The sequence below is a fragment of the Halalkalibacter okhensis genome (assembly GCF_000787375.1).
Lineage (GTDB): Bacteria > Bacillota > Bacilli > Bacillales > Bacillaceae_D > Halalkalibacter > Halalkalibacter okhensis.
In genome coordinates, this window is the sequence record NZ_JRJU01000004.1 from 123,025 (window position 1) to 146,778 (window position 23,754).

Annotated in this window: 22 protein-coding genes and 1 pseudogene; 1 reads left to right on the forward strand and 22 read right to left on the reverse strand. The window is 34.9% G+C overall.

All coding sequences use genetic code 11. The features are described from left to right. Positions 1-20: 20 nt before the first annotated feature. The 14 genes and pseudogenes from LQ50_RS04950 to selD all read right to left on the reverse strand — a co-directional run. Entirely contained in the window at positions 21-410 is a 390-nt protein-coding gene (locus tag LQ50_RS04950) for a DsrE/DsrF/DrsH-like family protein (protein ID WP_034626706.1), read from the reverse strand. An 18-nt stretch (positions 411-428) separates the two neighbouring features. Next, positions 429-1,001, reverse strand: a complete 573-nt coding sequence (locus tag LQ50_RS04955) for a sulfurtransferase TusA family protein (protein ID WP_034626708.1) — start codon at positions 999-1,001, stop codon at positions 429-431. Between the two features lie 22 nt (positions 1,002-1,023). Then, a complete protein-coding gene (locus LQ50_RS04960) occupies positions 1,024-1,344 on the reverse strand; it encodes a rhodanese-like domain-containing protein (RefSeq protein WP_034626710.1) in 321 nt (106 codons plus the stop codon). Positions 1,345-1,865: 521 nt separating this feature from the next. Further along, the gene (locus tag LQ50_RS04965; RefSeq protein WP_034626712.1) at positions 1,866-2,501 is read right to left on the reverse strand and encodes a thioredoxin family protein; all 636 of its coding nucleotides are present in this window, start codon (positions 2,499-2,501) and stop codon (positions 1,866-1,868) included. Between the two features lie 5 nt (positions 2,502-2,506). After that, positions 2,507-4,078 carry a bifunctional metallophosphatase/5'-nucleotidase gene (locus LQ50_RS04970; RefSeq protein ID WP_034626714.1) on the reverse strand — a complete coding sequence of 524 codons (1,572 nt, stop codon included), beginning with the start codon at positions 4,076-4,078 and terminating at the stop codon, positions 2,507-2,509. Positions 4,079-4,102: 24 nt separating this feature from the next. Then, the gene (locus LQ50_RS04975) at positions 4,103-5,203 is read right to left on the reverse strand and encodes a sensor histidine kinase (protein ID WP_152608158.1); all 1,101 of its coding nucleotides are present in this window, start codon (positions 5,201-5,203) and stop codon (positions 4,103-4,105) included. Then, positions 5,193-5,882 carry a response regulator transcription factor gene (locus tag LQ50_RS04980; protein WP_173401240.1) on the reverse strand — a complete coding sequence of 230 codons (690 nt, stop codon included), beginning with the start codon at positions 5,880-5,882 and terminating at the stop codon, positions 5,193-5,195. Before LQ50_RS04980 ends, LQ50_RS04975 begins: the two co-directional genes overlap by 11 nt. 21 nt (positions 5,883-5,903) lie before the next feature. Beyond that, positions 5,904-6,464, reverse strand: coding sequence for a peroxiredoxin family protein (locus LQ50_RS04985; protein WP_004427632.1), 561 nt, complete (start codon positions 6,462-6,464; stop codon positions 5,904-5,906). A gap of 17 nt (positions 6,465-6,481) precedes the next feature. Further along, the gene (locus LQ50_RS04990) at positions 6,482-7,198 is read right to left on the reverse strand and encodes a cytochrome c biogenesis CcdA family protein (RefSeq protein ID WP_084138626.1); all 717 of its coding nucleotides are present in this window, start codon (positions 7,196-7,198) and stop codon (positions 6,482-6,484) included. Beyond that, the gene (locus tag LQ50_RS04995) at positions 7,182-7,844 is read right to left on the reverse strand and encodes a prolipoprotein diacylglyceryl transferase (protein WP_034626720.1); all 663 of its coding nucleotides are present in this window, start codon (positions 7,842-7,844) and stop codon (positions 7,182-7,184) included. Before LQ50_RS04995 ends, LQ50_RS04990 begins: the two co-directional genes overlap by 17 nt. Before the next feature lie 552 nt (positions 7,845-8,396). Beyond that, on the reverse strand, positions 8,397-9,692 hold the full coding sequence (locus tag LQ50_RS05000) for an MFS transporter (RefSeq protein WP_034626721.1): 1,296 nt from the start codon (positions 9,690-9,692) through the stop codon (positions 8,397-8,399). Positions 9,693-9,761: 69 nt separating this feature from the next. Then, complete coding sequence (locus LQ50_RS05005) at positions 9,762-11,000, reverse strand: MFS transporter (RefSeq protein ID WP_034626723.1); 1,239 nt, start codon at positions 10,998-11,000, stop codon at positions 9,762-9,764. 36 nt (positions 11,001-11,036) lie between these two features. Beyond that, entirely contained in the window at positions 11,037-11,621 is a 585-nt protein-coding gene (locus tag LQ50_RS05010) for an MBL fold metallo-hydrolase (protein ID WP_052144596.1), read from the reverse strand. A gap of 149 nt (positions 11,622-11,770) precedes the next feature. Next, positions 11,771-12,751 (reverse strand): annotated as a pseudogene (selD, locus tag LQ50_RS05015) (selenide, water dikinase SelD); the annotation flags it as partial. Between the two features lie 130 nt (positions 12,752-12,881). On the opposite strand from selD, the gene LQ50_RS05020 reads away from it, so the two are divergent. Beyond that, entirely contained in the window at positions 12,882-13,805 is a 924-nt protein-coding gene (locus tag LQ50_RS05020) for a LysR family transcriptional regulator (protein ID WP_034626726.1), read from the forward strand. Positions 13,806-14,144: 339 nt separating this feature from the next. Here the strand turns inward: LQ50_RS05020 and LQ50_RS05025 are convergent, their stop codons facing one another. From LQ50_RS05025 to LQ50_RS24245, 8 genes are all read right to left on the reverse strand, one after another. Continuing rightward, positions 14,145-14,864, reverse strand: a complete 720-nt coding sequence (locus LQ50_RS05025) for a hypothetical protein (protein WP_034626727.1) — start codon at positions 14,862-14,864, stop codon at positions 14,145-14,147. Positions 14,865-15,160: 296 nt separating this feature from the next. Beyond that, a complete protein-coding gene (locus tag LQ50_RS25335) occupies positions 15,161-15,304 on the reverse strand; it encodes a hypothetical protein (protein ID WP_161784657.1) in 144 nt (47 codons plus the stop codon). A 278-nt stretch (positions 15,305-15,582) separates the two neighbouring features. Continuing rightward, positions 15,583-15,777 carry a hypothetical protein gene (locus LQ50_RS05030; RefSeq protein WP_034626729.1) on the reverse strand — a complete coding sequence of 65 codons (195 nt, stop codon included), beginning with the start codon at positions 15,775-15,777 and terminating at the stop codon, positions 15,583-15,585. Positions 15,778-16,280: 503 nt separating this feature from the next. Continuing rightward, positions 16,281-17,615 carry a TniQ family protein gene (locus LQ50_RS05035; protein WP_034626730.1) on the reverse strand — a complete coding sequence of 445 codons (1,335 nt, stop codon included), beginning with the start codon at positions 17,613-17,615 and terminating at the stop codon, positions 16,281-16,283. Between the two features lie 18 nt (positions 17,616-17,633). Next, complete coding sequence (locus LQ50_RS05040; protein ID WP_034626732.1) at positions 17,634-18,761, reverse strand: TniB family NTP-binding protein; 1,128 nt, start codon at positions 18,759-18,761, stop codon at positions 17,634-17,636. Next, positions 18,761-21,295 carry a TnsB C-terminal domain-containing protein gene (locus tag LQ50_RS05045; protein ID WP_237563650.1) on the reverse strand — a complete coding sequence of 845 codons (2,535 nt, stop codon included), beginning with the start codon at positions 21,293-21,295 and terminating at the stop codon, positions 18,761-18,763. The genes LQ50_RS05040 and LQ50_RS05045 overlap by 1 nt, the downstream gene beginning before the upstream one ends. 222 nt (positions 21,296-21,517) lie before the next feature. Beyond that, the gene (locus LQ50_RS05050; RefSeq protein WP_034626736.1) at positions 21,518-22,333 is read right to left on the reverse strand and encodes a Mu transposase C-terminal domain-containing protein; all 816 of its coding nucleotides are present in this window, start codon (positions 22,331-22,333) and stop codon (positions 21,518-21,520) included. Continuing rightward, positions 22,330-23,595: a helix-turn-helix domain-containing protein gene (locus tag LQ50_RS24245; RefSeq protein ID WP_052144597.1), complete on the reverse strand. Its 1,266-nt coding sequence runs from the start codon at positions 23,593-23,595 to the stop codon at positions 22,330-22,332. The genes LQ50_RS05050 and LQ50_RS24245 overlap by 4 nt, the downstream gene beginning before the upstream one ends. Positions 23,596-23,754 lie beyond the last annotated feature (159 nt).

The window sequence follows — 23,754 nt, forward strand, 5'->3', positions numbered from 1 at the left end:
TCCCCTCCTATAGTTCTTTATTAAAATGTCAGGGTCACGTCTGCGTCTTTTGCATACGTCAAAAATGTCACGGCACCACCAACATCAATTCCCTCAATAAAGTGTTCCTTCTCTAAACTCATGACATCCATTGTCATTTGACAAGCAATCATTTTTACACCCATTTCTGTTGCCATCGAAACAAGTTCATCAACTGGTGGGACATTGTTCTTCTTAAAGCCTTCTTGGAAATGTTCTGTTCCTGCAGGCATTGGAAGGTTTTTATGTGCCTCTTTATGAATTAAGTTTAATCCTTCAAAAGTGAAAAATATTTCAACTTCAGCATCTGTAGCAGCGGCTGCTGTTGCAATATTAAAAACTTTGTAAGCATCAAACATTCCACCATTTGCAGCGATAATTGCAATTTTCAATGATACTCTCTCCCTTTTTTAATGAAGTTTATTTGTTGGACCCGTCCATTCTTTCATACCAGGTACCACATTTCTCACATGATTGAATCCTTTTTCAGCAAGCTTTTGTGCTGCGAAATCACTTCTGCTACCTGTGCGACACACGACATGAATCTCACCACTTTTATCTAATTCTTCAAAACGTTCTTCAAGCTCTCCTAACGGAATATGAACAGCACCCGGAATATGCCCAAAAGTGTATTCTGCAGATTCTCTAACATCTAAAATGGTGACTTTTTCATCACCTTCGATTTTTTTAGAAAGTTCATCAAGCGTTACAACATGAGGATGTTTAGTTTCCATTTTCTCTTCTTCAGAGCTTGCTTTTCTAAGATAATGCTTTAGGGTATCTCCCTCTTCAAGTGTACCAAGGTATTGATTCCCCGTACTTGCTGCCCATGCTTTTATATCAGCGGTTGAACCTTTATCAGTCGCTTGTACTTCCATGACTTGACCAGGTTCAAGCGTATTCATTTCCTTTTTTGTTTTAACAATTGGCATTGGACATGCAAGGCCTTTTGCATCTAGCGTTTTATTTACTGTTACTTCCACTTTATTCACCTCCCTAACATGATTATTTTCTATCTAAATCACCTTTCCAATCCAACATTCCACCTGCCATATTTTTCACCTTATATCCTTTGCTTTTCAGAAATTCAGCAGCTCTTCCACTTCTGGCACTGGAGCGGCAAACCAGGATATGTTCTTTGTTTTGGTCAATTTCACCAAGTCGATCCTCAAGCTCTCCAAGTGGGATATGGTGAATGCCAGGAATGGCTCCTTCTGCTACTTCTTCATGTTCACGAACGTCGATGATGCTATCCCGCTTGCCTTCATTTATGCGATGTGATACTTCGGTTGGTGTAATTTCTTCAATCAGTGTATTTGTTGACATTTTGTATATTTCCCCCTCTAAATGCAGATAAAAAAAGAGTGGTACATAGTTATCATTTCAAAAAAATACATTTTTACTTCTTCAGTTTCAAAAAGCACTTTGCTAAATTCAGTTCAGTGAACGAAAAGATTGCACTAGAAACACAGCATAGTATTGAAAGATATCATTATGAGAACAAGGAAGATATAATGAGGCGACTTGATGCACTTGATCAAGAATGAGATACGGAACGAGTTTTAGAAGCTTCAGCAGCGTTTTTCGTTCGCCTTGGAACCTTTCTAGGGTTTACGAGCAACAGAAGGTGGCATTTATTTTCAGGGGAGATTAGTTATTTTTTACTGCGACACTCTGTGCAGGGTTGGTGTCCTCCATTACCATTAATTAGAAGGTTGGGTATTAGGACTGCTAATGAGATAATGAGGAACGTAATTCGTTAAAATCTCTTTTACAAATTAAATAATTAGAAAAGACCTCAAACAATGTTTAAGGTCTTTACGATAAAGTAGAAACTATTATGTTTTTTATAATCTTTTTAGAACCAGTTCAACTTTTTTAGTGCCGTATGAGTGTAATGTTTGTTGTAGACACCTTTTCATCTTGTACGCGGTCCCTTCTGAAATTGTTTTTTCTTCATGGTTAATATAAACTCGTGCTAAATCTTCTTCAAACGAAACTAATTCTAAAGTAGTACTATCTGGAAACGGGTTAATTAATGGTTGTAAATCAGCTTCTAATAATAAATTGATTGCTGTGATACGAGGGGTTTTCACTGATGTTGGATTAGTAAAATCTATGTCTACCGCTTCAAGTGCGTCACCATTGAGTAAATAGATAGTGTAAGTTTCTACACTCTTCTCTCTTTTGGCTCCGCTTGGTAAGGTTGTATAGGTTTTTTTAGTTTTAATGAGTTGTATTACCTCGTCTGTTTCCATAAATCCCTCAACCCGATTAACTTCTTTTCTATTTTTATCTCGAAACAACGTAGTAGGATTATTACTAATCCGTGCCTCATTCGTTAACTCAGGTTCTTGATCAATAAACACAATCGAAAATGTTTGCTCAGGTAACAAGGTAGTAACCTCTTCCAAAACATGCCTCATCGTTCTACCTAAGGGACAAGCTGACATCGTAAATAGAGTGAGATTAGTCACTTTCATCGGTTTCACTCCTCAATATTACTATTCTCTAATGGAAAACACCTCTTTTGAAATTTCTGGGAATCTGGTATACGTAATGGTTTACTCCACCCTTCTTCATATACAGGTAATGCCGGATTACTATGCATCCAGTCGATCACCATCTCAATATCTGTTTGTTCCCATTTACACACATTCTGTCCTTTTTTTAAAGATGAGTACTTATGGCCACCTTCAAACATCAACTGGTTCAAAACAACTTTATAGAATTGATCAAGGGAGATTGGTTGATTATTCACTCTTACATTTAGAACTAAGTTTTTCAACTTAGAGGAATATTGATAAACAAAAGCAAGTCCTGTTACTTGAATAAGTCCACCAACTCGTTCTTCTACATCTGGATGAATTTGGTTTAAAATACTTTGTTCTAAAGCTGCTACAATATCTCTACCTTTTAATTGTACGGTATAAATAGATGAACGATGAGGTAGCAAGTTCGTTAATTGTTCGAGTGTGATAGGCCCAGGAGGGATCGTTACCCCAAACCCTATTCCGGGTAATATTGAGATATCACTAGTTGTCTTAGTACGTAGAATATTGCCAAAGAACGTTTCAGCAGGCGATTCTCGCTTATAATTACGAATCATAGGAGATGTAATACTTCCGACATCCTGCTCTAGTCGATTTTTGTGCTCAAATCGCATTTCATTTATCATTCTTTGTATATTTACATTCGGTTGCAAGTTCTCAGGTATAATAGGGATGATACTTCCTTCTGCTCCTACTAATGAGCTACGATTAAATTGTAACTGTAGTACCCCAAGTCCAGTATAGTATGGTGTAGACTGAGAAATGATGACACCATTTCTTATCTCCTTTGGAATGGGTTCATGAGAATGTCCTCCTACAATTACATCAATTCCTTCTATGTTTTCTGCAATCTCTCTATCTAAATCCGATCCTAAATGCGACAATATAATTACGCAGTTAACACCCTTACCTTTTAATTGATTGATGTCCGACTGTATTGTTCCTAAACTAAACGTGTATTTAGCACCATTTGTATTCTTTTGTGACGTTGTTTCGGATGTTAAATGATAAGTCAGACCGTAGATACCTATTTTAAAACCATTGATCTCTCTCACCATATAAGGATAACCTAATAAAGGTGCTTCTGTTTCCTCTTCTAATAAATTAGCTGCTAACATAGGAAAGTTCGCTTCATATGCTCTTTGTTTTAAAACCTCTATTCCATAATCTACATCATGGTTTCCTGGTGTCATTGCATCATACCCTAATTGGTTCATCAAACTAATATAAAAATGTCCTTTTGTTATATTCGCAATTTCACTATCACAGAAAGCATCTCCAGCTTCAAGTAGAAGCACATGATCATTTTCTTGACGAATGCGATTAACTGCTTCAGCTAAATAGGCGAAACCACCTAACTTTTTATAAAGAGGAAATGAATGACATAGACGCAATTGAGAAGAGATATCCAAACTAGATACCTCAATAGGCAATAAATGTCCATGACTATCATTTGTATGAAGTAATGTGAGTGTCCAATCGTCATTTTTTTGCTCCTTATAACTCATTGACAGCCTCCTAAAAAAACAACTTTATCCAGAAAACTTTCTATCATTTTCAATTGGTAACGTAAACCAAAAGGTATGAACATTTTGACTCGTTTTTAGGCCTAATTCTCCGTTATGACTTTTAATAATCTCTTTGACAATCGATAGTCCTAACCCAGACCCTCCTAAGTTACGATTTCGTGAAAGGTCAGCTCGATAAAAACGTTCAAAAGGTTGGTTCGGATCTTCAACTGGAATAGGTAGCCCTTCATTTTTCACTTGAACTTGATATCCTTTTTCACTCATAAAACCTTTAATCTCCATCCATCCCCCTTTATCATAATTAAGGACGTTTTCAATTAAGTTTGTTAAGACCTGTTTCAATCCCTCTTTATCAGCGTATAACTGTTTATCTTCTATGCTAATCTTGATTTGGATCGATTGTTTCTGAAGTTCTAAGCGAAAAATTTCAACTTGGCTTTCAATAAGAAGACGAATAGATAAGCACTCATAATTTACAGAGCTGCCATATTCATTTTTCCAAACATTAAGTTGTTGCAATTGTTCAACAAGACTTGTAAGCCTCTTCGACTCTTCGAAAAGAGAATCGTATAGCTCTTGATTTCCATTTATTACTCCCGATCTTAACGCCTCTAAATAGCCATTGATATTGGTTAAAGGAGTTCTTAACTCATGAGCAACATCTTGGGTCATTTTCTCACGAGATTCCTCTACTTTTTTTATTTTCCTTATCATCTCATTAAAGTGCCTTGATAATTGCCCGATTTCATCAGAATTTTTGTTATAAATAATCACTGGATCGTTCCCTTTTGCAATCTCTTTTGTCACCTCCGTTAATGTACTTAGTGGGTATAATAATGAACGAATGAAATAAAAATGAACGACCGCAGCAATGAAGATGGAGAGAATAACAGCGTAAACGAGGTAAGAATCCAATTGATTTGTAAAACCCAACCTTTGTTCAGCTGAAAGAGAATTTTCTTGTTCTATTAAATAGCAAGCAAAATCTTTTACAGATACACCAACAATCCAAATGACCAGTCCGACAACGATGCTATTTATCACCGTTAGCTTCAACATAAGGTTTATTTTTGTCATTCTTTTTACGATTTGTTTAAAAGGCAACAAACTGATACCCCATGCCCCGAACTGTTTTAATACAATCTGGAGCGTCTACTTGCTCTAGTTTTTCCCTAAGATTTCGGATATGGACATCAATTGTCCGATTCGTAATATCTTTCTCAACATTTGGATAAAGTTCCTCGATCATCTGTTCTCTTGATAAGATTTGATTCGGATGCTTCATGAACATGTATAGTAATTTGCTTTCATTATTTGTTAAAGAAAGTTTCGTTCCATTAAAATTCACTTCTCCCTTTAAAGGCTTCACTGTGATCCCTTGAAAACTAATTTTATTACAACGATTCTCTGTTCGACGCAGCACCGTTTCGACGCGAGCAACAAGTTCATTGGGACTAAATGGCTTTGTTATATAGTCATCCGCCCCCATTCTGAGTCCATTAATCCGATCCTTTTCTTCCACCTTGGCTGTAACCATGATAATCGGACTATCACTTTTCTTCTCTGTCCTAATCCATTTACAAACCTCTTCTCCACTGACTTCAGGAAGCATTAAATCAATGATCGTAAAACACGGATCGTACCGCTCAAACATGTCTATGCCTTGTTTGCCGTCTCCCGCCTCCCACACATCATAACCTTCTTTTTCAAGATAGATCTTAATTAATTGTCTTATTTTATGATCATCTTCTACAATTAAAATAGATTTGCCCTTAGTGTTCACTCCGAACCTCCACATCTCGTATTAATTAATATTGTTTATCATTGTCTCCATCATTTCATAAGACATGGGCCCAATCACTTTATTTTGAACTAACCCCTCAGTATCAATGACATAAGTTGTTGGTATAGAGTAAGCTTGGTACATCGCTCCAATATCACCATCCACATCTAATACAACTGGAAATGTCAATTGAAATTCCTCATACACAAAAGGCCTTACCGCATCTTTATTTCGCTCTTGAGTTGTTAAATTAACTGCCAATATTGTAACTCCATCATTCTTATGCTTCTCATAGTAGTCTTGCATATGGGGCATTTCAGCTCGACATGGTGGGCACCAAGTTGCCCATAAGTTTAGGATTACTTTTTCCCCTCTAAAGTCTGATAACTTCAATGGCTCTCCTTCTAATGTTTCTAATTCAAAGTCCGGTGCCAAATTTCCTTGGTTTAATCCTACTTCAACATCTACTACAGTCGTTTCACTATTCGGTTCATTCCCACTTTCTCCACGTAAATCCATTAACCCCCATCCTATTAGCCCAACTAAAAGGAGGATCACAATCAAATTCTTTTGTTTTTTCATCTTTTATTTTCCTTTCCTTAACCAAAATAGGTGAAAGTTGCAAGCCAAGCACTAATCCTTTGAAATTGACCTGTAAATAGAAGCAAACCTAAGCCGATTAAAATCCAACCATTAACTACACTCAATTTAGGTAAGATTGAATTAATATTCCTTACAACTTTCAATGAATAGGTCACAAGTATTGATACCATTAAAAATGGTATCCCCAATCCTAATGAGTACACTGACAATAAAATCACACCACTACTTACTGTTTCGTGCGAGGCTGCTAATAATAAAATAGAGGATAAAACAACACCTACACATGGACTCCATCCAAATGCAAAAGCCATTCCAATTAAAAAGGAAGGTCCTGCACCTGCCCTTTTAGATTGCATATGTATTCTTTTTTCCCTCATAAGGAATTTGAGTTGTAAAAGGCCTACCATTTGAAGTCCAAAGATGATAATAAGGAGTCCGCTAATTTTTTCAACAATGTTTCTATTTTCCATAAACATTTGACCTATGAAACTTGCGGATACTCCTAAAAGGACGAAGATGATACTAAATCCCAAAATAAAGCTTATTGATCTAGTAAATACTAGTTTCTTATTTACATTGACCTTATCAGAGACTGTAGAACCTGTTAACGTAGAAATGTAAGCAGGAAGTAATGGAAATACACATGGTGATAAGAAAGAAAGCAGTCCTGCAGTAAAGGCTACTAAAATGGATAAATTATCGATTTTTCTCACCTCTTTTCCTTTTCTGCACGATTAGTATAAGTAGAGCTAACAGGATAAAGCCAATTTGGAGATTTGTGAACCCAAGAATAACTGGTTTTATATGAGTCAAATAACCTAAAAAGATTTGACCTAGACTATAAATTAATAGGCTGTTGGATAATCCTTTTCCAAGATCTACTTCTTTATTCTTCAACATGACAACTATCAGCCACCCAGCTAAAAAAATTTGACCAGAGTAGTAAATATAATTTGTATGGAATAAATAAATAAAATAAGTTGCGCTCCCTGCAAGCCAACCACTGAAAGTAAGATTCAAATACGTTACTATTCCTACGCTCTGCTTAGTAGATTGAAAGTAAATATAAATGAAGCCCATTAGAATTCCTAACAACATTCCTTTTTGACCACCATCAAAATAAAGAATCCCCAGTGGATAGGCAAAAGCATGAACCGGATTGAATAATACATAACTTAGTTTCCAAACTATAAATCCATAAAGTAACGCATTAAATATAGTATCTAATAATGGTTTCTTGTCTAAATTTAATCGACTTAAACGAATGTTCATTGCTAGATAGGCTACTACTAGTGCACCTCCAATAAAGATCCATTTGATAGGCAAACGTATCGAACCAATAATTAAAAACTCCTCCATAATGCTCCTCCTTTATCTTCAGTTATACTTTGTGAATATTAAGAAACGTTTAAGAAAATAAAAAAGTGCATTTTCACATGCACTTCTCCATGACTCTTTAGATAAATAAAGAACCCTCCATAATTAACAATATATCCTAAAAAATTGAGAGTACAGTACCCATAATACTATAGATAATAAATATAGCTCCTACCAGGAACCAAAGATAAACAGCTGGTCATATTGGAGGCGATACTTTAACCTTTTTACCATCTGTTGTCCCTTTATTCATTCCTCACTGGTTAGTTGAACAACTTTTTTCTTCATTCTTCATAAGATGCACCACTCCCTCTACTAAATAATACCCTAATAGGTACAGTTTATACCTATTAGGGTATGTAATCAACTAAATTTTAATTGTTTCACATATTTGATGAATTAAAAAGCCGATTTCTACGTTAGGCGTACTTTACGTTGAAAGTAGTTAGATTCCCAATTCCTGGATCTAATTTTAATAGTGACTTTTAAATCACTGCTAACCGTTAGCTGATGTAGGTTAATCTGAATCAATTCTCAAACATCAGACCCTTCTCTTCTTTTTCCCTTCCTTCTAGACCAAATCACCACAGGAATCAGTAGTAAAGACAACCCGCCTCCAGCTAGTGACAATATTGTATAGCTCATATTAGCTACAATCATTCCAGACATAGCTCCACCAGAAGCACCTGCTAATGCGATGAAAACATCCACTGTCCCTTGAGTCTTAGCACGTTGTGATGCAGCAGTCGAATCAACAATCTGAGCTGTTCCACTTATTAAACCAAAGTTCCACCCTACCCCTAGTAAGGAAAGAGCTATGATTAAGACAAGAATAGAATCACTTGGCGCAAATGCTGCCAACAAACCTGCTAATAGAAGCGTGAATCCAGCAGCTATCGCCATCGCAGTTCGACCAATCTTATCCACAAGTACACCTGTAACCAATGAAGGAAGATACATCGACCCAATATGGATACCAATAACAAGACCAATTGCGCCAAGTCCATGACCATGATGGGTCATATGAATAGGTGTCATCGTCATAATAGCAATCATGACCATTTGTGATAGAATCATAACTGTTGCCCCGACCGCAATACCTCTTTTATTTTCGTCTAAACCAGTTTCTTTCAAAGTTAAAGTCTCATCATTTGGCTCTTGCTTATAGACTTCCATTTTTCTCACTAATAAAAACGGATCAGGGCGAAGCATGAGGAAAATAATGAATCCAGCTAAGAGAAAGGCAACTCCCGATAATAGGAAAGGACCAGCAAGTGCTGGGATCCCAATAGCAGTAGCAAAAACCCCCATGACACCAACTAAATTGGGCCCCGCAAATGCACCAAATGTGACCGAAACCATCGCAATACTTATAGCTGTTGCACGCTGGTTTTTCTCTGCTAAGTCAGTACCTGCATATCGAGCTTGTAAATTGGTCGCTGTACCCGCACCATAAATTAGCAAGAATACAAATAAAAGAAAAATACTATTCACTATAGCAGCAATGACAACTCCCATAGCCCCTAGTCCTCCGACGACAAAACCTGTAGTTAGACCGATACGACGACCATATCGTTGAGAAAGCCTTCCGACTGCAAAAGCAGCTCCAGCTGAACCCACCGTAAATAATGCAGCTGGCATTCCTGCAAATGCATCAGTGCCCATCATCTCTTGTGCAAGAAGTGCACCCACAGTAATACCAGCTGCTAACCCAGCACCGCCAAAGATTTGAGAAATACTCACAATGAGCAACGTCTGTTTGTAGAGCATTCGTTGTTTCACCGGAGAATCTATATAACTTTTGATTAATTCATCGTCTCTACTAGACATTATATACACCTTCTTCTCATATGAACGATTTCTCCACTCTGTTTTTATATCTTAGTTAAGACTAGCTAGTTAAGATTTACTAGGTTGTTTTAACGTTTCAGACATACGAAAATACAAATTAATACCAGCAATTAAAGGGAAAATTGCAACAAGGCCTATTGCCCAATTAATATTCAACATATCTGTAAGTAGACCCGCAAAAAGTGCTCCGAATGCATACCCGCTATCTCGCCAGAAACGATAGACACCCACCGAAGAAGCTCTCCATGTTGGATGAGCAACATCACCAAGAGCTGCTTGTAAAGTAGGGTATACCATTGCTGTTCCTACCCCTAATAACACTGCACCAATCGTCCACCACCAGAATGCCGTACCAATTAAGATCCACCAAATTGCAATTGCTTGTGTGATCATTCCGTATACAATCAAACCTTTTCGACCAATTCGGTCACTCAATGCTCCCGTAAAAAGTTGAAAGAATCCCCAAGCAGCAGGATAAAGTGCTACTAGAACTCCGACCTTCCCAACCGATAAACCTTCTGTTGCAAAAAAGAGAGGAAACAACCCCCAAGCCATCCCATCTTTAAAATTTGTTGAAAGCCCTGCAAAACTTAAACCAGAAAGTGTTTTATTTTTCCATGTAGTATTCTGAAAGATTTCTTTAGCAGAAAAATCAACATTTTTTGATGTTTGTTGGCTAGATTGAATCCTTAAGTGTTCTCCCGTATCCTTTACAAACAATGAAAAAACAATTCCAATTACAGCTATCGCTATCCCTATATAGAATGGTTCTGGTCTAAGTGAATACGTGCTAGCGATATAGCCAGAAATGACACTAAACAGAGCGACTCCAGAATACCCAGCAAATTCATTTAACCCGACAGCTAACCCACGTTGATTAGACTTTACTAGATCAATTTTCATATTTAATGTCATTGACCATGCCAATCCTTGATTTATTCCTAGTAACACATTTGCAAATACAATATGCCACCACTGTCCTGCAAATATAACAATGATGGGGACAAGCAAACCAACTCCCCAACCTATTAGTAGAACTTTTCTTCTTCCAATTCGGTCAGCTATAGAACCAGCAAAATAGTTTACGATTGCTTTTGAAAAACCAAAACTAACAATAAATGAAAGAGCCGCACTCGCTGAAACCAATCCGAAATGCTCCTCTCCTACTAAAGGGAGCACCGTTCTTTCTAATCCAATCATTGAACCTACAAATAGATTAATAAGTACGAGAAGGGCAAATTGCTTTTTATTTTCCTTCAAGCCGACTATAACCTTATTTTGTTTCATAGTAGATTCAACTCCTTTGTCGGGTATAGCATTACTCTATACCCATATTTGTTTTTCTGATTTTTTCAAAGTTATCTGGTTTGGATACACCTCGATATGATCATCTAATGTTACTAGTTTATTAAATATACTGTCGTATAGTTGACTCGCTCCTTCTTCCACATCTGAAGCGAGTTCTGTTCGACCTACATCGCCGACCATCAAAGTATGGCCAGTTAGAACAAACCATGGCTCCGCTCCTCTCGTCTTATCAGTAACAACTAAAGATATGTGTTCAGGCGTATGACCTGGAGTGTGCATAATATCTACGACTACATTTCCTAAAATAATTTGATCATTATCTTTTACAGAATAATAATTAAATGACGTTTGAGCTGATTCATGTAAAACATACTTAGCTCCTGTTTTTTCAGCTAATAATCTTGCTCCAGAGAGATGATCAGCATGTAAATGGGTATCAAAAATATAGGAAATCTCCATACCAAGCCTTTTTGATTCTTCAATATAAAAATCTACATCTTCTAGTAGAGGGTCTACAATTGCCCCAGTAGATTGACCACCACATCCGAAAAAGTATGAAGCAGCAATCGGCTCACTGTGTAAATACTGTCTGAAAATCATTAAAAAACCTCCTAAAATTAATTTTTCTTATTTAAACTTAGTATAAATCCATTTCAGTAATAGGTGAAATGCATTATTATTATCTTAGTTATGCATTGTGCGTATAATAGTTAGTGAAAATAAAAAAGCAACTGACTCTGCAGTTGCTTTTAAAAGGTATTCTTTGTAATAATAGGAACTTCATCTTTTTCTAAAACCTTACCGATGACGTAGCCACTCTCACCTTGATCAGATAACTTTGTTAGAAACGCATCCACTTGGCTTTGTGAAACCATAATCAGTAAGCCACCAGAGGTTTGAGGATCATATAGAAGCTGCTCTTCTTCTGTTGTAATGATATTTTTGTTTCGGACTCTGCTTCTATAAGAAGAAATGTTATTATACATTCCTTCAGAAATTGCACCCTCTCTTAACAAAGTGAATGAATCTGGTAAGTAAGGAACTTGTTCAAGGTTGAGTTCAATTGTCACACTGCTTTGTTCAGCAACTTCACACAAATGACCAATTAAGCCAAAACCTGTTACGTCTGTACAGGCATGGGTCTCGACTTGCCTCATAGCCTGTGATGCATATTTGTTCAACTTTAACATTTGATTAACAGCTGCTTCTTCTTGCTCTTTAGTTGCGAGTTTCTGATCAATGGCTGTCGTATAGATTCCTATACCTAGAGGCTTTGTTAGAATAATGGCATCGCCAACGCAAGCACCGTTTTTCCCTATAAAGGGATTACCGTCTGATATCTTCCCCGTAACGGAGAGACCATATTTCGGACAAGTATCATCAATCGTATGTCCACCTACGATATAGGCACCAGCTTCTTGTACCTTATCTACCCCGCCTTTAATCATTTCTTCTAAGTAATGTATAGGAAGTGTAGACGTAGGAAAACCAATGATATTAAGAGCAAACAAAGGATCTGCTCCTTTAGCATAGATGTCACTTAATGCATTTGCACAGGCAATGGCACCAAATTGATAAGGGTCGTCCACAACAGGTGTAATCATATCTACCGATTGTACCATCGTATCATTCTGCCATTTGTACCCTATGGCATCTTCGCCAATCCCTGCAATTAAATGTTTATCTTTGGGTTCTGGTATGCTACGCAAAACTTGCGTAAGGTCCAATGACCTGACTTTGCTTGCTCAGCCAGAACCAGTTGAATATGAAGTTAACGAGATTTGAGGCTTCACGTAAGCTCCTCCTTTCTCTTTCGATTATGGAATAGTTTATCACTTTTCTTATAGGAGGTGAATAGCAATGGAATTTCATCAACTGAAGACCTTTTATTCTGTTGCCACTCATTTAAATTTTACCAAAGCAGCGGAAGAGTTATCCTTAAGTCAACCTGCTGTTTCACGACAGATTGATGCATTAGAAAAGTATTATGAATTACCTTTGTTTTACCGGACGAAGAAGAAAGTTGAGTTAACGGATGCAGGTAGGCAACTGCTAAAATATGCGGTTCAAATCATCTCTTTAGCCAATCAGGCAGAAAAAGCAATGGCTTCTTTAAATGATTTGGAAAGTGGTGAGCTATATATAGGGTGCGGTACTACTATAGGAAACTTTGTTATTACAAACTTAGTTATAAACTTCCAGAAAAAATTCCCTAATATTAAAATTCATCTTTTAATAGATAATACATCCGAAATTATCAATAAGTTAAACGAGAATAAGATCGATTTAGCCATCGTAGCCAAGAACATAGATGATTCTAAGTTTAACTATCAGCCATTATTTCAAGACAGCATCCATGCTTTTTGTGCAATTGAGCAAAAAGAAAAATACAAAGACGTACACTCCATCTTTGAATTAAAAGAGGATACTCTCTTCATAAGAAGTAAAGGTTCACATTCAAGAGAATGTATTGAGGATCAATTTAATAAGGTTCAATTCACACCTAATAATCTTTTTGAGTTAGGGACAAACGAAGCCATTAAACATGCAGTATTACACGGCCATGGGGTTGGCTTTCTATCCTCGTCCACTGTAAGAGTGGAGCTTAAGCATAATCTCTTATATCAAATACCTTTATTAGACCATTGTAATAGGGAATTCCATATGATTACTCCAAAAGGGAAGTATGCTTCACCTATTATGCTTATTTTTACGTCTTTTATTAAGAAGAATATACAGAGGTATGCTAATAGTGAAAAAGAATTTTTTATAAATAACTGGTGAATTTTTGAACCATTCTGCTCTAGTTGGCTTTACAAAAGAAATGAAAAAAATTTCCGCAAGTTAGGCCAACTCATGAGAAGCCTTCATTAATTTACCTCAATATATTTCACTCTTAACTTACCAAAGTTTTGTTGCAGGGACTGATTATATCATGCCGTGGGTTACAATTTGTATATGTCAAATACGAAAAAACGATCACTCTTAAAGTGATCGGTCCTCTAGCTGTTTATCAATAGTAGAATTTTTACCCTATCTCAGTTTATTAAATGTCATATTACAAGAAAGTCCGTTGACTCTGGAACTTTTCAAGAGACAACGGACCTTCTCATAAAACTTTTATCACGTTACCTTTTCTTGCATTCTTTTTCTTAAAATGATGATTAAATAACACAATAAACAATTAATAATTACCGGGAAGATGGCCATGTCAATTTGTGCAAATATCATTAAAATATCTATTCCATTATTAAAGAGAATATTTGAGTATTCTGGAAATTTAGAAGATAATTGAAACATTTCTAAGAATAAATGCCAAACTAACGCTATCACCACAAATATTATTCCTATAAATTGAATTGCTCTTTCAACAATTTTCAACTCACCTTGATAACATAAAAATGCCCACGTTACCAAAAGAGTTACAATGTAGATAATATAATCATAACCTCTTAAAATTTCAGTCTCTGAAAGAAAGACCATTGAAAATAATGGAACAATGACCATCCATGCTAATGAGATTCTTAAACTTTGATAAGCTTTAATAGTAAAAACCCACAACGCGGCTAGTATTAAAGCTACCCATAACCAAATGATTATTTCGTTAACAAATCCAATATTACCGAAGATAACGCTTAAAATCAGAGTAATAATGAAAAGTAGACCTAGCCTTCTAACTTCTATACTTCGATTTTTTATATCTAACCAAATAAAGCTTGAAACAGATAATGTAGCAACTGGAGTAACTAAAATCTTGAATATTTCATAATACTGAGATAAAAACAAAAATACTACAGTTAACGTAAGAAACAGACCTAAAAACACCTTTTCTGTATAGTTCACTGAATTCCCCCTCACCTTTATTAGACATGTCCTTCTAATCAATATGCCTTGTACCATTTCCTTATACCTAAATTTTTACATTATTAGTATTTAAAATAAGTCTATGTCACTAAGGAATTCACTAAATTTTGTTGATTTCTTAATGTTTTGGTCTGTTGATACTTCCTGTTGAACAGTATTTAGTCGAATACGAAAGACGATTACTTTAAGAGCAATCGTCTTTTCGAAGGTTATGCTTTAACCAATATATTTGCTGCGCAACAGATAATATTTTATGATCTTTAAACCTAACTTAGTTAATCCTTTACATCGTCCTTGCATATTTCACTAACTAGCTGCCACAACGTGTTGGTTTCTTTATTCTTTGGTCCAAGCCTATCACAAAGCTCTTCTACTTTCTTCCTAAACTCTTCCGACACACCATCATCATGTTCTGCCATGTGGACAACTCCTTTTTTCTGAAAAAGCGACTCTTCTTTAGTCAAAAAACTACTTACAATATGTATTTTATGAAACAGTTTGTTTTGGTGATATTTATTATCTCTTTTTTATTTATCCCATATACAAAGGCAATAACTTTGCCTTGTAGTATGGTTTTAAACCCAATTGATAAAGAACTTTTAAAAATACAGTTAGTCCCCCAAGTATGCATCCTTAATAGAAACAAAAATCAAGGTATGATATCTCCCTGCTCTCAGTATTCAGTTTAATAGTTATTTTAGGCGATTATTTCAAACCAAGCCTCGAAATTAGGACTGCCAATTTGACACGCGAAACTACCATTTACAATTACCCCTTCTTTTTCTGAGGCATTGAAAAGTTCCCCCTTATTAACGTTATATCCATTCGTTCTAAACTCTTCTTTCGCTCTTACAATTATTAATTCGTCATCAGGCATAAATATTTTAAACATATTATTTCCTCCAATCTGCTCCGTTAAGTGAATACTTCACAAAGCAACCAATATTGACGTATATATAATACCAGAAAATAACAAATTATGTATAAAAGAATTATCTAACTATTCTTACCTATGTGCAATTGGTTAATTACAATATAAAAGGTATCTTGATTTTAAATAAAAATCGTCTACTACGTAATATAAGATTTACTCTACAATCTGGCCAAATTGCTAATAAATGAAACCCTCAGCAATTCAAATAACAATTACTTAGGGTTTGGTTTTGTAGGATGAAAACAAGCTCAGCTGTCCCTCAATCGTAATGAGTAAAAAGGATATTCATAGAATAAAAAAGAAAGCAAAAGACCCAGCTACTGTCCAATAGAAGCATGACTAGTTTTCTTGTAAATCCTCCTGATACGGAAAGTGAAAAATGACCAAATCACGACGATTCGGTCATTTTTTGGCTCTTAAATTTATCAACAAACCCACTAATCTATTATAGTTAAAAGTTATTATTGAAGCTCCTCCATAATTTCATCAATTAAAATTTTTAGTTCTTTCTTAAAAACTGTGTAGGGAATTCTTTGTTCTACAATAGCTTCAGAAGGATATATACCTTCTTCTAGGAGTTTCTCAACAATTGGAATTACATCATACTTAATTTGATTTAGCTTTATTTCTTTTTGTCTAAGAAAGTGCGCCTTCCTCTTTGAAGTTATTTCTTCACACAAATCCTTTGCATGTTTATAGAGAATATAAGTACTATACTTAGATAACTTTATTACTTGAGCCATACTTAAGGGAGGAATTTGTTCTGAATCTAATATTGTTTGAAGTTCTTTTCTAACTTCCTCAGGTGTAACATTATAATAGCTGTGCTGTCTATTTTCGAGATTATCAATTGCCGACAAATTGATGTTACTTTTGTCAATTGGCTTAAAGTGAATTAAATCTACAATTGACGTTTGAAAGTAGAATGATAGATTTAGTAACTTTTCAAAAGTTATATTACTACGATCCATCACATATTCAGAGATCATACTTACATTAAGGATTCTACTAAACTCACTTACATTTCCATCTGTATATTGATTAACGAGCATTTTTACAATTTGATTAGGGAAATGTCTAAGTGGAATGTTGTTACTCTGTTGAAGGAACTCTAAAATTTGTTTAAAGTTCGAGATACACCATAAATCCCATTCATCTAATTCCTTGTATTCTTCAACATTCTCTTTTCCAAGCCAATTGCCACATTTACCACAATGCCCAACCTGCTGACTAGAAGAAATGAATTTGTTTTTCTTACCACATGAGTAACATTTATCGTCTAATGGCACAAAGTGATCAGGACAATACTTCATTAATTCTATATTCCATATGAGTGGTTCATATATTTCCTTACCTTCTTCTTTCCAACTTTCAAAGCAGAGAGGACACCAAGCACGGTTTTTCCTTATCATATTTCTTTTAATGCTAAATAGTCCTCTTCCATTTAACAGAGTTAACTTTGATAATTCTCTAGTGGTCACAATCTCTAGAGCATTTAAATAATCCTCTGTAATTTCGGTGCAACTATTGATATAATGCACATGATTAGTTTGTCTTTTCTTAATATATTCCTTTAAGAATTCTTTTGAAAAAAGATAAGCTACTTCTTTCTCCAAAAGTATCCATACAGGTACTACATGTTTTTCAGCTAATCTTAATAAATAACTGTGAAGACTCTCAACTTGGTAGGTATCTAGTCCTTCAGGCATGATGTTGTATAACCTGCTTCTTTCCATGTTATTAGTATTGGGAGCATTATTCCCTTCGACTCTTTTTAGCCCTACATTATTACACATTATCTCACCAACTTTAATTTACTGTGCATTATTTAAATATTCAAATCCTGTTTTGTCTCTCTTAGGATCTCTTATCCCAGGCTTTTTATTTGTTTTCTTCTTTTGCTCTACCTCTTTATTTACCTTGCCTAATCCTAACTTAAAATTTAAATCATTTTCCGTCTTTTTCTGACTTTCAAGTAAATCTTCTCCTGTAATAATTTCTTCCGCCATTTTATAAGCTTGGTCTATAGTTGGCTCAAACTTTTTAAAATCATTTAACGTTAATGTTTTTGCATTAGGAGTTTTATTTAATTTATACTCCAAAGTATTTGTTAACCAATCTCGTAAAATCCCAACACAACCAATAGTTCTTTGATAAAAGTACTCCCAATTATTCATAAGGTCTGGTTGATTTTGTATAGGCAGATGCACTTGAAAAAAACCAATAACATTCTTAAAAGCATTTATTTCTTCTGTTAATTCTGCATCATACCTTGGGAAATTTATATCTATACCTCTTCTACTTAGTTGACCACTTAAATTTCTAAAACTCAAAAGTTCATAAGTCCCAAACAGAATAATTGGAATTTCGAATTTTGACGCTAATGATTTAATAGTATCCATATGGTTTCTTAAGGCTTTAGAATTGCCTGCCTTAGTCATATGTTGTGCTTCATCAATTATTATTACTTTTACCTTTCTGTACTTTATTACATTTTCCAAGGATCTTCTCAAGGTCCTCTTTGTACGTTGGGTATGATTTGTAGGAACTTGACTACCGTGAGGTAATCTCTTTTCACTAATTAGTATTTCTTCAACTTTTTGAAGTGCTTCAGTGTAAAAGTCGATCCAATCAAATTTTCCATCCTCTGGTGAAGAAGCCTCCACCCCTATAATGGGGACAAAACCCTTATCTTGCTGCATTTCATCGTTGTATTGCTTAGTTATCTCCTTTTCCACTTTTCTGAACAGGGTCGTCTTTCCAACACCACTAGGTCCATAAACCAATAAAACTTTACCTTTGCCTGCAATCTTAATTTTATCCATTAAGTCTAAATATGCTTGTTGTAATGCTGGATGTCCTACAGTTCTTTCTTTGAAGTAGTCAATCCTTTCCTTCTCGGTTCGTTCTAATAACTCCATAGGAAAGCCTAATTTATTCATTAGAAAAACTCCTCGTATAAATCAAATTGAGTAACTTCTTCAATTTCGTCTTTAGAAGTTTTTATATCATCATCTACTTTTTGCAAGTTAGTACTTTTAATCTCACTTTTATTAAAAGCCTTACTATCAGCTTGCTTTTTCGCTAGACTTTTTTTCCCACCTTCAATAACAGTGAGAGATTTTTTAAATGCTTCATCCTTTAACCTTTGAATTTCTAGCAGTTCATGTGCTTCTGTAGTCCTAAGAAACTTTGCTATATCTAATGCCGATATATTAATTGAATCCTGTGTATTCTTTTTCCTACTTCTTAATTCTGCCGTAGCAATTTTTATTTCTTTTTCTGTTCTACCTGCAAACTCTAATTCATATTGTGAGTTTAATTTTATCCACCTCTTATTTACATAAGCGTATGCTTTACTATAATCAAATGGATCGTAACGAACAGGGACTTGTTTTCCCTCAACTGCAGGATTTTGCAACTCATATGACCAGTAATAAACATTGTTTATCTTTATCCCATCTCCTATCTGTACTTTGGCAGTCCCTTTTTTTGTTGTCGGTAGTGTAAACATTTCAAAGTTGTAATCATACTTGATATAAGTTTGCTTTCTTTCACCTGTTTTCCTAATATTCTGTTGATAAGCATCTCGGGGACTTTGATCAAGTGATATATGTGTCCTCTGATCATATTCTTCATAGAGCCATTGATTTAAAGCTTCATATAAATGCTCTAAAGTCCAAATTGCTAAGCCTTTTGGATTTGTATCTTTTGTCAACAACCGCACATTATTTTTGGTCATCTGAGTATTTCCTTGAAGATTATATATGAACATAGTGTTAGTTGTTCCAAATAGCCTTTCACATACTGAGCCAAATCTTGGCTTTGCACCTGGTCTTGTTTTCTTATTACACTCATATTGAGCTAGTAAGGTATCAAAATACGTACCTTGAAAATCCTTCCCGCCGTCTACTATGATTGTCTTTGGCATTCTAGAAAATTTATTTACACATTCTCTTATCGTGTTCATGCATGATCGATAAGACGGAGGATCATAGGTTAAATGAAATGATAAGACTCTTCTTGAATAAGCATCAACCAATAAGCTTAACCACGGCCTTCCAAGGTTTTTTTGAGTTTTTGAACATATGAGTTCAATATCAAGCTTTGTATGATCAATATGCGCAATCTCAAACGGCCTACCCCCATGTCTTGGTGTCGTTTGGGTTAACTCCCAATAAACTGGTTCCTTATCATATGCTGCTTTTTTCCCTTTTCTTTTCAACTCTTGTTCATGAGAGGGACGGCGTTCAATTTGTTTTTCAAATGTCTTTTTAGTAGGTGGATCAAACCCTTTCTCAATGCAATCTAATTTAAAGGAATTATATACAGATGACACATTACGTTGTTTTTTATTTTCATAAACTTCCGTTATATATATTTCCATTAAATCAATAACATCTTTATTTAATCTTCTTGTTTTATTTCCTTGTTTATGTCGAGCAGGAATTAAACCAATATATCCTTTTCCATACTCTCTTACAGCATCATTGTATTTCTTCTTCCAATGTCTCAATGTTCTAGGAGGGACATCCACTACTTCTCCTTCTAGATGCTTACACAAAAGAAAGTACTTCTCATTTGCCTCTTGAAGGTCAGAGGGACTTGCTGACTTAATAATTTCTTTATATTCTTGAACTTCTTCATCGTGTTTCTCATTGGATTCATTTGAAGCAAGTGATTTTATGTATCCTTTTTTTATCAGTTCCTCAACAGAATGTTTAGGTAAAGGAATTATTTTTTCTGCCTCATCTAATAAAGAAATTTCAGTTTCCCCAATATTTACAACCATAAACAAGTTTCCGTTCCAGAGGATATTACCACCTATCTCTAGAACAACTTTATTATCTAGTTCAATCCCGTCAATGTCTCTATTAACAGTAGTTGCTTCAAAATTTAATAAAGCTACGGCAACCTCTTTATCTATAAAGAGGGGGAACTTTTCAAATTTTTCTATTAAAAACCCATCTAAATCTACATAGATTTCACCTAAGATAATTAACTTATATATATCATCTACACTGAATTGAGCATCCTCAACAGACAATAAATCATCAAGAGTTATCCCTAAATCAGATTTAATATAGTTAGTAATGATGTTTCTACTAGTTACCGAAACGGATGGATTTTCTTCTAATAAATAATCTTCTAAAAAACGGAGATTCTCCTGAAGAGTCCAGTTTATCTCCTTAGAACTTCTTACTCGAAAGGATAAACCTTGCTCCTTAGCGTACTCTTCAGCTGGTGGGCATCTCCATACCCCATTTTCATCCAAGATGTACCTCTCAGGTGATTCTGCCATCTTCTTGGATAACTCCTCTTCTGTCTTCCACTCTTCCCAACCGATAAAGTCTTTGGAGATTACAAAAAAGTCTGCAGTATATCTGTGACCTCTATTCTTACCATTTATTTTGTAATTTAGTTTGAACGAAGGAGGTTGATCATAAAATTCGTATACGTCGTCATCAAACTCCATTAAATAAATTGCTGCTAACTCAAGTTTGTGACTCTCGAATTGAATCGTTACACCCATTTTCTTACTAGAGTAAAAACCAGGTACGTTTTTTCCGCTACTTTTAACTCTTCTTGCTGGATCAGATGAGCGAATATTATTGATGAATAATTCCTGTTCATTACTAATACCTTGTTCTTTGCAAAACACATCAAAATTGTTGATCATTGATGATTCTCCTTTACTTTAATTAAAGAATAGTATTGAGAGCTTTTTCCAATTATTATCAAGATAAGCATAAACGTTATTTATATCTAGAGGATCGAATTTCACCATAACTTTACTACCGCTAAGGTTCGGGTTCAGGAAGTCACGCGTCCAATAATAAATATTGTTGAACCTAATTCCCTTTCCACTAACTATCCTTAATTCAATTTGGGGTAAACATAAAATGATGAAATGTTGATCATACTCTACTCTTGCTGGTAATCTACGTAAAGTACTTTTTGAGTTGAAAATTTCTCTTGGACTTGTTCCCATATATGTCATTTGCTGATCATAAACCTCATATAACAAAGATGAGATAAACAAATGTAATTCATCAAAACACCACGGTGAACGACATCGTTCCACCATTCTCTCGATCAACTTGCTTACATTAATGAACAATTTCTCACACAAATGTTTTGGATAGGTAATTTTTTGAATATAATATGCAGATAGTAATTTATCTAACTGCATATTATTAAATACTTTACGATCATCATCGGTTAATGCCATGTTCTTTGGGAGCATTTTGTTTATTCTCACACATTCCCTAAAGACCATCATTATTGATACATAAGATGGCGACTCCATTGACAAGTCAAATGCGAGAATCCTTTTAGAGTACTCATCCATTAAAATAGTAAGCCACGGCCTTCCGAGAGTAATATTTGTTACCGGGCATATTACTGCTGTATCCAGACAAATGTGACACATTACTGCTCTTTCCATAGGTTCCTTGCCTAGCATCTGTTTAAGCACTGAGTTTGGAATTTTATTCTGCTTTCTAATTGTCATATTTGATAGCTCCTTTTTAAATTATTCCATTTCTCTTGAACTGCTTTCTCCTTTAAAAAGCCATTACCTAAAATCCTTTCCACCTGCCTTCTACTTGGGTATATAGCTTGGGAAAATAATGACTTAACTGCTTGCTCAAGTTTTAATAACTTTAACTCCTCATTTTGTTGGCGATTTTTTTGAGCATGATAAGAATAATTAGCCTTTATTTGTTCGCATTCATCTTTGTACTTTTTTGAGAGTAGTTTACGATCACAACCAATCCTTCTTGCTAATTCACTTATTGATACTGGTTCTTTTTCAATGATGGCTTTATGTAAAATATTTCTTATCTCAAAATGGTCATATCTTTCTCTTTGATTGAAAAGTTCTTCTTCAGAATGTATCAGTCTTACGTCTTTACTCCTTTCTAGAAATTCAATGAGTGAAATTCCTAACATCTTTGAGATTTGCAATAAATATTTAATACTAGGATTGCTTTTTCCAGTCATCCATGAAGTAAATGTTGATTTAGGTACTTTAAGGTATCTTGCAGCTTTAATTGCTGAGTCATCAAAATTAGAGCTAACATAAAAATGTATGGACTCTTTAGGACTCTCATTAGAAAAAGTATTTTTCTTTTCAGCCAACAATTCGCCAATAAGAGAAACATCTTTATGTGATTCATCTTTGTAACTTTCTGGATGAATTAGATTATTTATTGTGCCTAACCATTGACCACATTTGGAACAAGTGCCTGGCACTGATTTTCTATTTATTACTGATACAAATTGTCCACAATGCACACATATATTTTTTAGTGGAGACTTATGTTTTAGACATGTGCCAACAAGTTGAAAATTCCAAATTAGTTGATCATAAATAATCATTCCTTTAACCCTATCTTCCTCATAGCACAAAGGACACCATGATTTGGTCTTTTTCAGTAAGCCCCTATTTGGAAATATTTCTGAAAAAGCTTTCAAAGTAGTAAAACTTAAATCTGTTCTACCAGTGAATTTTTCAGTTAACTCAATAAATTCCCCAGCTAATTTTCCTAATCCATTAATTCCAATAGCTGAATCATAGAAACCATCTCCCCCTCTAGAAGAGATCTTTGATAAGTATTCTTTTCCTAATAATGGTGTATAGACTTTGGATATTAGACTTCCAGTTAACACACAATGCGCTTCTGAAAGCCTTATGATGTAACTAGTTAAAGACTCAACAAAAGGTGTTCCTATCCCTATTGGCTCAATATTATAGAGAGTACTCCTATCCATAATTTTCTAACACCCCACTTTTTGGGGTATTATTGACATTAGGGACATACCTTTATACCTGTCTTATATTTCTGAATATTCACCTCTCTTACAACAACAAAAAAGCACCGTTTAATAAACCTACATTTTAAGTAAGTTTTTATTAAACGGTGCTTCCGT

What these genes read in the sequence shown, in the direction of transcription:
- LQ50_RS04985 (WP_004427632.1), bottom strand. Translation starts at nt 6,464, where the DNA reads ATGAAAAAACAAAAGAATTTGATTGTGATCCTCCTTTTAGTTGGGCTA.
- LQ50_RS25335 (WP_161784657.1), bottom strand. Translation starts at nt 15,304, where the DNA reads ATGGCAGAACATGATGATGGTGTGTCGGAAGAGTTTAGGAAGAAAGTA.
- LQ50_RS05000 (WP_034626721.1), bottom strand. Translation starts at nt 9,692, where the DNA reads ATGTCTAGTAGAGACGATGAATTAATCAAAAGTTATATAGATTCTCCG.
- LQ50_RS05035 (WP_034626730.1), bottom strand. Translation starts at nt 17,615, where the DNA reads ATGTGTAATAATGTAGGGCTAAAAAGAGTCGAAGGGAATAATGCTCCC.
- LQ50_RS04965 (WP_034626712.1), bottom strand. Translation starts at nt 2,501, where the DNA reads ATGAAAGTGACTAATCTCACTCTATTTACGATGTCAGCTTGTCCCTTA.
- LQ50_RS05040 (WP_034626732.1), bottom strand. Translation starts at nt 18,761, where the DNA reads ATGAATAAATTAGGCTTTCCTATGGAGTTATTAGAACGAACCGAGAAG.
- LQ50_RS05010 (WP_052144596.1), bottom strand. Translation starts at nt 11,621, where the DNA reads ATGATTTTCAGACAGTATTTACACAGTGAGCCGATTGCTGCTTCATAC.
- LQ50_RS05050 (WP_034626736.1), bottom strand. Translation starts at nt 22,333, where the DNA reads ATGACAATTAGAAAGCAGAATAAAATTCCAAACTCAGTGCTTAAACAG.
- LQ50_RS05030 (WP_034626729.1), bottom strand. Translation starts at nt 15,777, where the DNA reads ATGTTTAAAATATTTATGCCTGATGACGAATTAATAATTGTAAGAGCG.
- LQ50_RS05020 (WP_034626726.1), top strand. Translation starts at nt 12,882, where the DNA reads ATGGAATTTCATCAACTGAAGACCTTTTATTCTGTTGCCACTCATTTA.
- LQ50_RS05045 (WP_237563650.1), bottom strand. Translation starts at nt 21,295, where the DNA reads ATGGAGTTTGATGACGACGTATACGAATTTTATGATCAACCTCCTTCG.
- LQ50_RS05005 (WP_034626723.1), bottom strand. Translation starts at nt 11,000, where the DNA reads ATGAAACAAAATAAGGTTATAGTCGGCTTGAAGGAAAATAAAAAGCAA.
- LQ50_RS04995 (WP_034626720.1), bottom strand. Translation starts at nt 7,844, where the DNA reads ATGGAGGAGTTTTTAATTATTGGTTCGATACGTTTGCCTATCAAATGG.
- LQ50_RS04970 (WP_034626714.1), bottom strand. Translation starts at nt 4,078, where the DNA reads ATGAGTTATAAGGAGCAAAAAAATGACGATTGGACACTCACATTACTT.
- LQ50_RS04960 (WP_034626710.1), bottom strand. Translation starts at nt 1,344, where the DNA reads ATGTCAACAAATACACTGATTGAAGAAATTACACCAACCGAAGTATCA.
- LQ50_RS24245 (WP_052144597.1), bottom strand. Translation starts at nt 23,595, where the DNA reads ATGGATAGGAGTACTCTCTATAATATTGAGCCAATAGGGATAGGAACA.